Raw genomic sequence first — 14,156 nt, 5'->3', positions numbered from 1 at the left:
GTGACATCGGATGCGCCCCTGAACCCGGACGAGGACCGCTTCTGGCGTGCGCTGATGCGCGTCATGGTGGCACTGCCGAAGGCGTTGGACGACGACCTGCTGAAGGTCACCGGGCTGACGATGTCCGAGTACGCGGTGCTGGTGCACCTGTCCGAGGCCGCGGAGCGCGAGATGCGCATGACCGACCTGGCCGCCGCGACCGCGCTGTCCGTCAGCCGGATCTCGCGCGTGGCCGACGCGATGCAGACCCGCGGCTGGGTGGTGAAGCAGCGCGATGCCAACGACGCCCGGGGGAGCGTGGCGCGCCTGACGCCCGAAGGCCTGCGGCGGCTGCAGTCCGCGTACCCCACGAATCTGGCGAGCGCCCGCAAGCGCGTCATCGACCACCTGGAAGCGGCCACGCTCGCCGGCTTCGCCGAGCAACTCGAAACCATCGCCGCCGGACTCGACTGAACCGGCAGGGCCGTCGGCCGTCGCCGGCCGGACCGAGGGCCGCCTGTCCCACGTGGTGGGCCGGGTCGTGTGCCCGCTCGGTCCCACCGGGGCGCATGTGCACATGCACGGTGTTTCCCAGGACCCGGTTGTAGTCAACGGTGGAGTTGACGCACAGCCGCACGCCCGCACACGCGCACTGCGGGCCCGGCCCCAGTTCCGCATGCCCCCGGGGGAACGCGGTATCGCTGCAGGGGGCCTGGCTCCTAGCCTGTGGTCCATGCATCAGCCCAGAAGGCGCGACCGCCGCATTGCTCGCCGCGTGCCGCCGGAGCGGGCCCGGCGTCAGTCCTCGCAGTTCACGGCCGCGGGGGCTGATGTGGTCCTGGTCGGCTACTTCTCGGCGAAGCAGAAGGACTTCGAAGCGCTCATGGCGTCGGCAGCGGCAGAACTGACAGCGCGGGGCGCTCGGGTCGTCGTGCGGATTGTGCAGCGACGAGGCGTCTCGGCCGGCGGGGTCCAGAAGATGGGTCTGCCCTACTCGTCGCGGACTTTGCTGAGTTGCGGAAAGGTCCGCGAGGTGGCCCAGGCCTGTGATCAGGTCAATGCCGACGCAGTGGTCTTCGTCGCCTCTTTGACCGAGCGCCAGCAGCGCGTGCTGACAGCGATGCTCGGCCGCCCCGCCGTGAGCCTTTCCGGCATCCTCACCGCCGACTGACCGCTCACTCGAAGCAAGCTGTTGAAACAGACCTTAGTTCGTTGCCGAGTCGAAAGTCCGGTACAGAGCTCGATGGGCGAGCTGCTGGAACTCGTCGCCGTCGCTCAGGGCCCGGATCATCTCGGTGCAGTAATGGACGTGCTCCCCGCAGGACGTCCGGCCCTCTAACGAGCGCGCGATCAGTCCTTGGGGGGCCGGGAGTCTCAGGACCTGGAGCACGCGGGAGAAGGTGTCCGCGAGGTCGATCCCCTCACCCAGTTCGTCGAGGATCTCGCCGAGCGGGTTCGTGGGGCCCTCCCGGTGCGCCGTGCGCAGCATCCGGCAGCAGCGGTCGAGGGAATCGAGGTCCGACTGCCGGATCACGACGGGATGGAGGCGGGGCAACGGCGGGTCGCCGGATTCGCCGGATTCGCCGGGGGAGTCGTGGTCGCTCTGCCCGGAAGTGCATTCCCAGACGAGCCGGCGAAGCCGTGCCGGGAACGAGCGCAGCACTTCCCCGTAACTGGAGTACGCGGTGTCCACCACGTCGCTCTGGTGGGCGGGAATCTCGCCCCGGTACCAGAAATGCAAGGAATACAGCAGCGGTTCTTCGACGGTACGGAACTTGGACGCGAAGACGGGGTCTTCCGGTACCAGGATGTGTGACGGAATCTCCGGCTCCATTCGAACGGTGGGCCCAAGAGGTCGGGGTGAGACTGTACCGTCGCGCGGCGGAGGGTTTTCGCCCGCACCCGGTTGATTGGCGAGGCGGACCCCGCAGGCGCGATCCTGTCCCCAATGAACCTACCAATGTGTGCGTTCGCAAGCAAGTAATATGGTGAGGCGCGGGTGCAACTTGTGCCACCGTCCTGGAGAACGTTGTGACGCAGGCGCGTGCCCGTGCGCGGGGCGCACAGAGCGGGGTCACGCCCCGGCGGCGCCCGGCGGCAGCAGTTCCGTGGCGAACCTCGCGAACTGGAGCAGCGGCGCGCCCGCGAGGAGCAGTGGTGCCGGCGCGGTCAGTCCGTCCGCCCCGGCCGCGCCCGCCGCGTACACGTCGCGCACGAGGTCGGCGCCCGCTCGCACCCGCTCCGCCAGGGGCTCGTCGCCGCCCGGCGCGACGGGCAGGCGCCGCAGGTGGCTCCGTACCGCCTCGCGCTCGCGGGTCAGCAGCGCCCCGAAGTGGGAGGCGGCCGTTCCCTCCGGACGACCGGGCACGCCGTCGGGCTCCGTCAGGAGGAGCCGCCCGAAGCCGAATGCCATCCCCAGGGCGGCGGACCACGCGTAAGCCGTGTGCCGGTTGCCCAGAGCCGTGCCCTCGGCGGAACTCGTCATGCCGGTCGGTACGAACAGATCACGGACCCGGAACGCGTCGCCGGCGACGTCGTGCGTGCCCTGCGAGCGGCGCACGGCGAAGACCGGCGTGCCGCCTTTCGCCCGGACCGGCAGCGCGATCCAGCGTGCCTCCCGCGCCGCGGCCACCGGACGCCACGTTCCCGTGACCACATGACCGCCGTCGGCCGGACGGGCCGTGGGGGCGCCCTGCGGGTCGTCCCCGGCCGGCTCGGCGGCAGGCAGCGGCGCCGTCCACTGGAAACCCTCCGTGAACGCGGCCCATGCCTCGGCCGGTCCGGTGCTGCCCAGTGCCTCGTAGGCGTCGAAGACCTCGCGGAGGGCGGCATCGGGCCGCGGAAGAGGAGTCGCCCCCTCTTCTCGATCGCCGGGACGCGGGCCGGGCAGGACGGCCAAAGGGCTGTCCGCCCCGTGCACTTCGGCGGGGGCGGACTCGAGGGAGTGGCAACTCATGCCACTTATGATCACATGTGCCGGTGACCGATCAGTGGAGACAGTGTGTTCCGCTGGTCCCCGATCTGGCCAATTCCCTGAAAAATCCAGGTCAAGCGGCACGATGTGGCTGTCGTCACGTGTACCCACGCGCATCGCAGTGCGACCGGCATGTAGCACACAGTGTGCCCCGGAGATACGGGGGAGCTGTGAGGAGGCCGACAGCCGGGCGGGAGCCAGGCGGTCTGCTTAGGCTGAACGTGAGAGCCACCCGTCGGTGGTCCCGGCCGCGGAACCACCGGCGCCGGCCGTCCGCGGTCGACGCCGGCCCGCGGGCGTCCCCCGCGTGACAGGACCGAGCATGGGCAATCGCGCCGCGAGCCGTCCCCCGCCCGGCGACCAGAAGGTCGCCGGCTTCGTACTCGACCGCCACGGCCTCGTCTCCGCATGGAGCGCCGCCGCCGAGGAACTCTTCGGCTACCGCCCCTCCGAGGTCGTCGGGCGCTCGGTGGAGACTCTGTGGCCGGAGGCCTTCGCGCACCACTCGGGACGGGCCGCGGGACCGGCGGAGGGGGGCCTGTCGGGGCATCGTGTCGTGCTCGCCCGCCGGGACGGCCCGCCCGCCGATGTCGTCCTCCACACCTCGCGCATGCAGGACCCGGGAGGCCGGCGGGGAGAGGGCTGCGTGGTCGTCGCCGTCCCCGTCGGCCCGCACACGATGGTCGAGGGGCAGGCGCTCCTGGAGGCGCTGTTCACCCAGGCGCCCATCGGCGTCGCGGTCTACGACCGGGATCTGCGTGTCGCGCGGGTCAACAGCGCGCTGGAACGCATCCACGGCTTCCCGGAGGAGGAGGCGCTCGGCCGCTCCATCGGCGAGCTCCTGCCGGGGCTGGACGCCGAGGCGATCGAGTGCAGGATCAGGAAGGTCCTGGAGACCGGGCAGCCGATCGTCCACGCCGTCCATCAGGGGCGCACCCCCGCGGATCCGGACCGAGACCATGTGTGGGACGTGTCGTCCGTGGTCCTGACCGGACCGGACGGCGGCGTCCTCGGAGTGGCCGACCTGATCATCGACATCACCGACCAGTACCGGACGCGGGAGCGCCTGGCCCTCATCGGCGAGGCCGCGGTCCGCATCGGTACGACGCTCGACGTGCGGCGCACGTGCGAGGAGCTCGTGGACATGCTGGTGCCGCGATTCGCCGACGTCGCGGTGGTCGACCTCCTGGACCGCGTCATGGCGGGCACGGAGCCGGACCCCGAGCCGGCGTGCACCGGCCGGGTCGCGGTGCGCCTGGTCGCCCGGAAGGCCGCCGACCCCGGCGTCTTCGAGGGGCTCTCCGAGCTCGGGGAGCTGCGGAGCTACACCATCGACTCGCCCCACGTGCAAAGCCTCGTCGATGGGCAGCCGCGGCTCATCCCGCACCTCGACCTCGACGGCGCGTGGCTGCGCAACTCCGCCGACCGGCGCGTCCGGGCCATGCACAAGTACGACATCGGCTCCCTGATCCTCGTGCCCGTGCGGGCCAGGGGCGTGACCCTGGGTTTCGTGCATCTGTACCGCAAGCGCGCGCGGCCCTTCGAGGCGGACGACCTCGTGCTCGCCAACGACGTCGTCGCGCGCGCCGCGGTCTGCGTGGACAACGCCCGCCGTTACACCAACGAGCACGCGGCGGCCCTCACCCTCCACGAGAGCATGCTGCCGCGCAGCGTCGCGGACCAGAGCGCGGTCGAGGTGGCCCACCACTACCGGCCGTCCCGCCGGCACGCGGGGGTCGGCGGCGACTGGTTCGACGTGATCCCCCTGTCGGGTGCGCGGGTGGCCCTGGTCGTGGGCGCGGTGCCGGGCGAGGGGTTCCAGGCGGCCGCGTGCATGGGCCACCTGAGCTCCGCGATCCGTACGCTGGCCCAACTGGATCTCACACCGGACGAGTTGCTCGGCCAGATCGACGAGATGGTGCCACGCCTGCTGGAGCGCGAACACGCCTCCGGCTCCGCACCCGTGGTGGAGGCCCTGAAGGGCGCCACCTGCCTGTACGCCGTCTACGACCCCATTTCGCGGCGCTGCGTGATGGCCAGTGCCGGCCACCACCCGCCGGCCGTCGTCAGCCGGGAGGGGGAGGTGACGTTTCCCGATCTGCCGGTCAACAACCCGCTCGGCCTGGGGGACCCGGTGTTCGAGCCGCTGGACGTGGAACTCGGCGAAGGAAGCACCTTGGTGCTCTGCAGCCACGCCCTCCTGCACCCCGACAAGGCGCATGCCCTGGCCGCCCGGCTCGGCACGGTCATCGCAGGCCGGAGCCGTCCGCTCGACGACACGTGCACCGTCGTCGCCGACCTCGTCGCCCCCCACCTCCCGACGGACAACGGTCTGGCCGTCCTCCTCGCCCGGACACGCACCCTCGACCCCGAGAAGGTGGCCACGTGGACCGTGCCCCCCGTTCCCGGCGCCGTGGGCAGCATGCGGGCCCTGGCGCGACGGCAGTTGGAGCAGTGGGGCCTGGAGCGCCTGGCCTTCGACATGGAACTCGTCGTCAGCGAGCTGATCACCAACGCCATCCGCCACGGCCATGATCCGATACGGCTCCGGCTGGTGCTCGACCGGACGCTGATCTGCGAAGTCAGCGACGCGTCGAGCACCTTCCCGCACATTCGCCGTGCGGCCACCACCGACGAGGGAGGGCGCGGGCTCTTCCTGGTCGCCCAGTGCTCGCACCGCTGGGGAACCCGGTACCTGCCCGTGGGCAAGACCATTTGGGCCGAGCAGGTGCTTGACCCCGAGGCGCCCTGAACCGCGGTGCCCGCGCATGCCGATGTGCGGCCCGGGATCGCCGGGCCGCACATCGTGGCACACGGGCGGTGCCGGACGCCGGGGTCACCGGGCCCGCACCGCGCACTGGGGGGCGGGTCAGCGTCCGCGGTCGCCGGACAGTTCTGCGGCGGTCCCGGCTGCGGCCGTGTTCGTGGCACGGATGGCGGAGGGTGGCCGCCGCAGGTTCAGGACGGCCAGTGCGGTCAGGCCGATGCCGGCGGTGATGGCCCAGACGGCGGCCCTGATGCCGTCGACGACCCGGGCCGGATCGGCCTCGGCATGCGACCCGGTGACCGCGCCGGCCAACGCGATCAGCAGGGCCAGGCCGACGGCGCCGCCGATCTGCTGGCCGGTCGTGGCGATGCCGCTGCCGATGCCCTGGTCCTCGGGGGGAACGCCCGTCGAGGCGGCGGCGAACATCGTCACGAACACCATGCCCTGCCCCAGCGACAGCACGGCCAGCGGGACGGCGATCACGGCATAGGGCCGGTCGGCGCTGATGGTGACGGCGAGCCCGGCGGCGCCGGCGGTGCTGATCGCCAGGGCGAGGAGCAGCGTCGTGCGCGTACCGGCCCGGGTGGCGGCCCGTCCCCCGGCGAAGGTGCCGACGAGGGCCAGGCCGGAGGGGACGACGAAGGCGAAGCCGGTGGTGAGAGCGCTGTACCCCTGGACCGACTGCCAGAGCAGGGTGAGGAAGTAGGCCAGCGCACCGAAGGTGGCCATGAACAGGCAGGAAGGTGACGACCGTGCCGGTCGACAGGTCCCGGTTGCGGAGCAGCCTCAAGGGCACGAGGGGTGAGGCCGACCTGCCCTCGACCACCACGAACAGCGCGAACAGCACGACCGCGAGGACCAGGGACCACACGACGAACGGAGCGGCCCAGCCCCGGTCCGGCCCCTGCACGAGGCCGATGACCAGCAGGGAGGAGGACGCGGTGCCGAGCACCGCGCCGGGCAGGTCGAAGCCGCCGCGGGCGGCCCGGGCGGTCCCGGGCAGCAGGACGAACGCCGCTATCAGTCCGGCGCCGGCCATGGCCACGTTGACGTAGAACACGGCGGACCAGGCGAAGGCGTCCGTCAGCACCCCGCCGAGGATGGAGCCGAGCACCATGCCGGCGCCGCCGGCGCCGCCCCACACCGACAGGGCCCGGATCCGCTCCCGTCCTTCGGGGAACAGGGTCGTCACCAGGGACAGGGTCGCGGGGGCCAGGAACGCGCCCCCCAGACCCTGCACCGCCCGTGCGGCGACGAGGACCCAGGGCGCCGTGGCCAGCGCTCCCACCAGGGAGGAGGCGGCGTAGAGGAACATGCCCAGCAGGAACATGTCCTTGCGGCCGAACAGGTCGGTGGCGCGGCCCCCGAGCAGCAGGAACCCCCCGAAGGCGACGGCGTAGGCGGAGACCACCCACTGGAGGTTGTGCGCGGTGAAACCGAGATCGGCGCCGATCTCGGGCAGTGCGACGAACACGATGTTGTAGTCGATGGCGACGATCATCTGGGCGAATGCCAGCAGGGCGAGCACCGCCCCGAGGTGGCGCGGTTTGGTGCCGGACACGTCGAAACTTCCTTTGGATCAGGGATGGTGAGGTCGGCGGGCGGGCATCGCCGGGGCACGGCCCCGGCGGTGCGGCGCCCGGATGCTGGTCACGGCACGATGGCCGCGTTCTGGATCCGGTGCAGGACGGTCTCCGGGGTCAAGGAGGCGTCCCACGTGGACGTCACGCGGGTGATCGTGCCGTCCCCGTCCAGTTCGAGTGCGGTGACGCCCGCCGGAACCCGGCCGCCGGTGCTCCACTCGTACGCGCCGCCCTGAGCGCTGCCGACGACGTGCCGCAGCGCCGAGCCCGGGCCGTAGGCCAGGTCGGCCAGGGTGCGGTCGAGGAAGTCCCGTGTCCGGGACCGCCCTTCGAGCAGGAGGTGCAGGGACGTGTCCTCGAAGGCGACGTCCTCGTGGAGCAGGGACGAGGCCCGGGCGGCATCCCCGGCCACCAGCGCCGCGGCGAACTCGCGGGCGGTGCGCCGCAGGACGGGGGCGGCCTTCTCCCCGAGCTTCTGCTCGCCGAAGTCCGCGGGGTAGACGTCGTGCGGAACACGCATCGAGGCGGCGGTCTCGGCGGTCAGCGAGCGCCCGTCCCAGGTGTCGACCCAGCGGACGATCTTCCCCTCGCGGAAGTCGACCGTGCCGGCGGCGCGCAGCTCGCGGCCGAACATCTCCGGCGAGTCGGTGAAGAACACCACGGCGCTGTCGAAGTCGCCGACGATGCGGGTGGGCCAGGCGACGGCCTCCGCGGGCCAGGCCGCCAGCAGCTCGGCGAACTTGTCGTACAGGGTCTGCCAGTCGCGGAAGATCCACCCGAGCGTGGCGTCGGTGTACGTGACCGACTCGGGCAGGAAGTGGCCCATCAGGACGTCCACGTCGTCCGCCGACTTCGCCTCGAAGTAGGAGGCGAGGAATCGCACCAGATCGGGTGCGGCCCGGGAGACGTCGACGTCGCGCCCCATGATGCGGGCCGTGCGGGCAGTGCTCATTTTTGTCCCGTTCTCGAGAATTTGAGGAATTCACCCTCCGCCGGCGGAAGTTCCGTCGCCGCGGCAAACAGGGCGCCGGCACCACCAGTTAAAAAGTCGGCTTATCCCTCGTCAAGTGAGGGGAGAGCGGATGTGAATGGGACATTGGGTCTACGGCTCCGGGTGTAGGACCGATCCGGCCGGTGTGCCGGTGCCCTCGGGGAGGGAGCGCCGCCCGGACGGGCACCTGGCGATGGGAAATACCAGTTCAGGGGCGCGCGATGATGGCGTTCGCGCATATTTGCTTGCGTACGCACACATCTTGTAGGGTGGCATCGCGGGTGGAGAGCTGCCCGCAGTGCGCCGACCCGTGAATTCCCGGACCGGCGAAATTCCGCGCGCCCGTCGAGTTGGCTGCCATGGGGTACCGGGCGGCCACACGTACTGCGTTACCACAGCAATAGAGGTGTTGAAATGACCCGGGTGAACGAGCCCATGGCGGACGTGAGAGACATGTATATGGCGCACACCATGCTGCGCCGGGAGTTCCGCCTGCTCCCGCAATTGGTGCGGGACGTGACGCCGGGTGATGCCGAGCGCGCGGACGTCGTCGGGGCCCATGCCGAACAGGTCTGCCTCATCCTGCATCTGCACCACGAGGGGGAGGACCTGCTGCTGTGGCCGCGCCTGCTCGAGCGGGCCGGCGACAAGGCGACCGCGATCGTGCCCGCGATGGAGGAGCAGCACCACGCCATCGAGCGCGGCCACGCGGAGGTGGCCGGGCTGCTGCCGCAGTGGCGGGCCACGGGCCGGAACGGTGAGCAACTCGCGGAAGCCGTCGAGCGGTTGCTGGCCGCCCTCGTGGAGCACCTGGCGCTGGAGGAGAAGGAGATCCTTCCCCTCACCGAGCAGTACGTCACCGCGGCCGAGTGGAAGCAGCTCGGCGAGCACGGCATGGCCCGCACCCCGCAGGAGGCGCTGCCGCTGTCTCTCGGGATGGCGATGTACGAGGCCGACCCGGAGGTCGTCGAGGCACTCCTCGCCGACGTGCCGGAGCCCGACCGCACTGCTCTGACGGACGCCGCCCGGGCGGTGTACGCGGCTCACGCCGAGCGCGTGCACGGCACCGGCACGCCGCCCCGCGTGGGCGCCTGACGACGTATCCGGGCCGCCTCCCGCACGGACCCGGCCGCCCCGCATCAGGGGCGGCCGGGTCCGTTGCGCCGTGCCGCGCGGGGACATCGGCAGCCGGGGTCACACCCCCGTCGCCGGCAGGATGGTGAAGTTGCCGCGGAAGACGTTCTCCGGGTCGTACGCCGCCTTGATGCGGCGCAGCCGCTCCAGAGTGGCGGGCGGGAAGGCCTTGGACAGCGCGGAATCCTGGGCGTGGCTCTCGAAACTGGGGTACAGGCCGCGGAAGTCGATGTCGTCCCAGCTCTTGAGGTCGGCGGCGCTGCCGCGGGGAACCACGGCCAGGGCGAAGTTCTGGGTCCGGTGGGCGTAGGCCGTGGCGTCGGCGGGGGTGTCGTTGACCGCCCCGCCCACGGTTCGGATCTGGAAGTAGCCCGTCTCGCCCTTGTCGAACATCCCGCTGATGACGCCGGTGGTCCGCTCGTCGAGGTGATCGACGAGCGCGGAGCGGAAGTTCGGGCCGCTGTGACCGTCCTGCGGGTTGTTCTGCGGCGCCATGAAAGCGGCGTACGGGGTGATGGCGGCCTGCTGGTCGAGGACCGGCGCCAGGTTGAGGAATGCCTCGAGCGCCTTGGTCGCGCGCTCGGTGTCGTCGTTCGCCCACAGGACGGTGGTGTGCGCGATCCTCCGGCCGCCCTGGGCCGCCACGACGAGGAACGGCGTCAGTTCGCGGGGACTGCTCTCGGTGAGACGCCCCCACGCCTGGAGGAAGGCGCCGAGATCCTTGACCTCGTGGGCGAAGCGCCCGTAGATCACGTCGCCGAGTTCGGTGGCCTCGATGTCGAAGGACGTGACGATGCCCATGCCGGCGCCGGCTCCCCGCAGTGCCCAGAACAGGTCGGGGTGGTTCTCCGCGTCGGCGCGTACGACGCGCCCGTCGGCCAGCACCACCTCGGCGCCCCTGACGTGGTCGATGGTCAGCCCGTACGAACGGGACAGGAACCCCACGCCGCCGGCCGTCGCCAGCCCGCCGACGCCCACGTCGCCGAAGTCGCCCGAGCTGATGGCCAGTCGGGCCGGCGCGAGCTTCTGCGCGACCTCGCCCCAGCGGGCGCCGGCCCCCACCCGGACCAGGCGCCGTTCCCGGTCGATCACCTCGACGCCGTTCATCGCCCCGAGGTGGATGACGATGCCGCCGTTGTTGGTGGACCGTCCGCTGATGCCGTGGCCGCCACTGCGGACGGCGAACGGAACGCCCTGCGCGCGGGCGTAGGAGAGGGCGGCCGCCGTCTCCTCCGCGTTCGAGGGCCGCAGCACCAGACCGGGCGTGCCCGCGGTGAAGTAGGTGGAGCGCAGGGCCGCGTAGCCGCGGTCGCCCGGTTCCACGGCCCGTGCGGCCAGCGGGGCGGGCAGTGCCTCGTAGTCGATGCCCGGTGCCCGCTTGGCGAGGGCGGCGGCGGACCGCACCCGGCCGGTGGGGGTGCCGGCGGCGGCCCGCTCGGCGGCGACGGCCTCGCGCACGGCGGGGGCGATCTCCTCGGCGAAGGCGACGATGTCGGACGGGTTGTCGGAGCCCAGGATGATCGTGTCGAAGCCGTGCTCCAGGATCAGCGGCAGCATGCGCTCGATCCAGTCGTCCGCCGGGCCCTGCCAGGGCTCCGTACCGCGCCCGACACCGCCGAAGATGTTGAGCACCCGGCGGATCTCGCGCGGGTCGCGGCCGTTCTCCGCCGCCGCTTCGTCGATGATCCTGCTGCTCTCGGCCATGTCCGGCGAGTTCACGTAGTTGATGGTGGGGATCCAGCCGTCGGCCTTGGCGCCGGTCAGGCGGAGCATGCGCGGCTTGTACGCGCCGAGCCAGATGCCCAGTTCGTGGGCCGGGGCGGGGCCCCGCTTGGCGCCGTCGACCGTGTAGTACCTCCCCTTGACGCGCAGCGGCGAGCGGTTGCCCTCGTCCCAGATGCCGCGTATGACGTCGATCGCCTCGCCGAGCGCGCTGACGCTCTCGCCGACGGTGCGGTCCGGGCCGCCCATCGCGGCGATGGCGTCGCGGAAACCACCGGCCCCCAGGCCGAGTTCGACGCGTCCCCCGGAGAGCAGGTCGAGACTGGCGGCGGCGCGCGCCAGGACCGCCGGCGGACGCAGCGGCAGATTGGCCACATTGGTGGCCAGCCGGATCGAGGTCGTCCGGGCGGCGACCCAGGACATCAGCGTCCAGGTGTCCAGGAAGCCGTTCTGGTAGGGGTGGTCCTGGTACGAGACGAGGTCGAGGCCGACCCGCTCGGCGAGCAGGGCGAGGTCGACCACCGCTTCCGGGTCGCGGTTGAGCGGGGTGACGAAGGATCCGAACTGCAGGTCGCGGCCGTAGTCGGGCATGGAGGTCTCCAGGTGTGGGCCGTTGGCTGATGGCATGGCCGCCCGGCGGGCACAGAGCGGGGCCGGATCGCATGCCGGCCGCTCGCGGCACAGCACAAGGCCGGTGGTCGTGGCGGACGGGCGAGCCGTCCTCGGCAGGATCGCGGCGGCCTCGGCGGCCGTCGGTCCGCGCCCCGCGCCGCGGGCGGGAACACGGGTGGGAACACGGATGGGCAGGAAAGGGAAACCCTGGCGCAAAGGCAGGGCGCGGTGAGTCGCGATCCGATCGGATTTCTAGCACGAAAACCGGCGAGGGTCTATTTTCCGTTCCCGTCAAGACCGCGCTGACCAGGCCTAAGTCCGGGGGAGTAGGTCCTTTTGCCGATGCGTCACATTGCTCTGGACTGCCGTCGCCGGAAATTCGCGGGCAAGGCCGGTCATGCGTTTTCGCGGGACGGGAACGACGGCCCGTCGCAGCCATTGCGGCCCGCTCGGTCCCGCGCGACGGGCCCGCAGGGCACGGGTGGGCACACCCCTGCGTGCCGTCTGGCGGACACGCGTCCGAACCTGTTTGCTTGCGCACGAACTCATGTTACCGTCGCGCTCATCGCCCGTTGACCAGGGCCACCGGCACGGCCCGTCCCGTCAGCGCACGGCTCGATGAACGGAGTGGACCATGGAGACCCGCGACGACGCGGTGCCCGGCGGAATGCGCATCGACTGGGACGTCCCGATCCGCATGGACGACGGAGCGGTGCTGCGGGCGGACGTGTTCCGGCCTGCGGCCGACGGCCGCCACCCGGTGATCATGACCCATGGCCCGTACGCGAAGGGGCTCGCCTTCCAGGAGGGCTATCCGGGCATGTGGGCGCCGCTCGCCGCCAAGTACCCGGACGCGACGGCTGGCTCGTCCAACCGCTACCAGAACTGGGAGACCGTCGACCCCGAGAAATGGGTGCCGGAGGGATACGTGTGCGTCCGCGTGGACTCGCGCGGCGCCGGCCGCTCACCGGGTCTGCTCGACCTCCTCTCCCCGCGCGAGACCCAGGACTACTACGCATGCGTCGAGTGGGCCGGCACCCAGCCGTGGAGCAACGGGAAGGTGGGCCTGCTCGGCATCTCGTACTACGCGATGAACCAGTGGCAGGTCGCCGCTCTGCGGCCGCCGCACCTCGCGGCCATCTGCCCGTGGGAAGGCGCCGCCGACCTCTACCGCGAGTTCGCCCGGCACGGAGGGATCCTCAACACGTTCACCTCGGTGTGGTTCCCGGTGCAGGTCGCGTCGGTGCAGCACGGTGTCGGCGAACGCGGCGCCCGCAGCCCCCGCACCGGGGAACCCGTCGCGGGGCCCGGCACCCTCTCCGACGCCGAACGCGCCGCGCGCCGCACCGACACCCCCGCCGAAATGCTCTCCCGGCCCCTCGACGACGACTGGTACCGGGACCGCTCGCCCGAGCTGGAGAAGATCGACGTCCCCGTCCTCTCCGCCGTCAACTGGGCCCACCACCTCCACACCCGCGGCGGTTTCGAGGGGTACGCCCGCGCCGGATCGGCCGCAAAATGGCTCGAGGTGCACGGCAACGAGCACTTCGCGGAGTTCTACACCGACTACGGAGTGGCGCTGCAGAAGCGCTTCTTCGGGCACTTCCTCAAGGGGGAGGACACCGGCTGGCACCGGCAGCCGCCGGTCCTGCTCAACGTCCGCCACGTGGACGGGACGTTCGAGGGACGCCCGGAACAGGAGTGGCCGCTCGCCCGGACCAGGTGGACCGAGCTCGACCTCCACCTGGACAGCCGGTCCCTGAGCGAGAAGGCGCTCACACGTGAGGAGCGGGCGGACTTCGCCGCCACCGGTGAGGGGCTGACCCTCACCACCGAGCCGTTCCCCGAGGAGACCGAGATCACCGGGCCCGCCGCCGCCCGGCTGCACGTCGCGTCCACCACCACCGACGCGGACCTGTTCCTGACCCTGCGCGTCCTCGACCCGGAGGGCGTGGACGTGACCTTCGTCAGCGGCCTCGATCCGGCCGGCGTGATCGGCATGGGCTGGCTGAGGGCCTCGCACCGCGCCACCGACCCGGGACGCAGCCTGCCGTACCGGCCCTGGCACCCCCATGACCGCGTCGAACCGCTCACGCCGGGCACCGCCGTCCCGCTGGACATCGAGATCTGGCCCACCTCCGTCGTGGTGCCCGCCGGCCACCGGCTCGCCCTGACCGTGACCGGCCGCGACTTCGAACTGCCCGGAAGCGGCCCCTGGCCGCAGGTCCACGGCGTGCCGATGAAGGGGCACGGCATCTTCCTGCACAACGACCCCGTGGACCGTCCGACCGAGGTCTTCGGCGGTACGACCACCCTGCTGTCCGGGCCCGACCACCCCTCCCACCTGCTGCTGCCCTACGTGCCCAGGGTCCCGCGGCCCCCGGTGTGAACCGC

At 71.7% G+C, this 14,156-nt stretch carries 10 protein-coding genes and 1 pseudogene; 5 read left to right on the top strand and 6 right to left on the bottom strand.

Annotated elements, in window-relative coordinates:
- Together ACIP9H_RS16375 and ACIP9H_RS16370 are read left to right on the top strand one after the other, a co-directional pair.
- Entirely contained in the window at positions 1-453 is a 453-nt protein-coding gene (locus ACIP9H_RS16375; protein WP_401583304.1) for a MarR family winged helix-turn-helix transcriptional regulator, read from the top strand.
- Positions 454-712: 259 nt separating this feature from the next.
- Positions 713-1,150, top strand: coding sequence for a hypothetical protein (locus ACIP9H_RS16370; RefSeq protein ID WP_401583303.1), 438 nt, complete (start codon positions 713-715; stop codon positions 1,148-1,150).
- Positions 1,151-1,183: 33 nt separating this feature from the next.
- On the opposite strand, the gene ACIP9H_RS16365 is transcribed toward ACIP9H_RS16370, so the two are convergent.
- Positions 1,184-1,813 (bottom strand): hypothetical protein, encoded by a 630-nt coding sequence (locus tag ACIP9H_RS16365; protein ID WP_401959536.1) that lies wholly within the window; start codon positions 1,811-1,813, stop codon positions 1,184-1,186.
- A 240-nt stretch (positions 1,814-2,053) separates the two neighbouring features.
- Positions 2,054-2,935, bottom strand: a complete 882-nt coding sequence (locus ACIP9H_RS16360; RefSeq protein WP_401959534.1) for a hypothetical protein — start codon at positions 2,933-2,935, stop codon at positions 2,054-2,056.
- A gap of 340 nt (positions 2,936-3,275) precedes the next feature.
- On the opposite strand from ACIP9H_RS16360, the gene ACIP9H_RS16355 reads away from it, so the two are divergent.
- Complete coding sequence (locus tag ACIP9H_RS16355; RefSeq protein WP_401959532.1) at positions 3,276-5,705, top strand: SpoIIE family protein phosphatase; 2,430 nt, start codon at positions 3,276-3,278, stop codon at positions 5,703-5,705.
- Positions 5,706-5,822: 117 nt separating this feature from the next.
- Here the strand turns inward: ACIP9H_RS16355 and ACIP9H_RS16350 are convergent, their stop codons facing one another.
- The 3 genes and pseudogenes from ACIP9H_RS16350 to ACIP9H_RS16340 all read right to left on the bottom strand — a co-directional run bounded on the left by ACIP9H_RS16350 (position 5,823) and on the right by ACIP9H_RS16340 (position 8,255).
- Complete coding sequence (locus ACIP9H_RS16350; protein ID WP_401959530.1) at positions 5,823-6,449, bottom strand: MFS transporter; 627 nt, start codon at positions 6,447-6,449, stop codon at positions 5,823-5,825.
- A gap of 169 nt (positions 6,450-6,618) precedes the next feature.
- Positions 6,619-7,221: pseudogene (locus ACIP9H_RS16345) on the bottom strand (MFS transporter); the annotation flags it as partial.
- A gap of 149 nt (positions 7,222-7,370) precedes the next feature.
- Entirely contained in the window at positions 7,371-8,255 is an 885-nt protein-coding gene (locus tag ACIP9H_RS16340; RefSeq protein WP_401959528.1) for a nuclear transport factor 2 family protein, read from the bottom strand.
- Between the two features lie 474 nt (positions 8,256-8,729).
- Between ACIP9H_RS16340 and ACIP9H_RS16335 the strand changes: the two genes are divergently transcribed.
- Complete coding sequence (locus ACIP9H_RS16335) at positions 8,730-9,389, top strand: hemerythrin domain-containing protein (protein ID WP_401959588.1); 660 nt, start codon at positions 8,730-8,732, stop codon at positions 9,387-9,389.
- Positions 9,390-9,488: 99 nt separating this feature from the next.
- On the opposite strand, the gene ACIP9H_RS16330 is transcribed toward ACIP9H_RS16335, so the two are convergent.
- Positions 9,489-11,741, bottom strand: coding sequence for an LLM class flavin-dependent oxidoreductase (locus tag ACIP9H_RS16330; RefSeq protein ID WP_401959526.1), 2,253 nt, complete (start codon positions 11,739-11,741; stop codon positions 9,489-9,491).
- 655 nt (positions 11,742-12,396) lie between these two features.
- Here ACIP9H_RS16330 and ACIP9H_RS16325 point away from each other — a divergent pair.
- Positions 12,397-14,151 (top strand): CocE/NonD family hydrolase, encoded by a 1,755-nt coding sequence (locus tag ACIP9H_RS16325; protein WP_401959524.1) that lies wholly within the window; start codon positions 12,397-12,399, stop codon positions 14,149-14,151.
- The last annotated feature ends 5 nt before the right edge of the window (positions 14,152-14,156 follow it).

Origin of the sequence: Streptomyces sp. NPDC088732, assembly GCF_044751205.1 — a bacterium.
Lineage (GTDB): Bacteria > Actinomycetota > Actinomycetes > Streptomycetales > Streptomycetaceae > Actinacidiphila.
The sequence above is the reverse complement of the archived record's forward strand: the minus strand, read 5'-3'. Positions and strand labels throughout refer to the sequence as shown.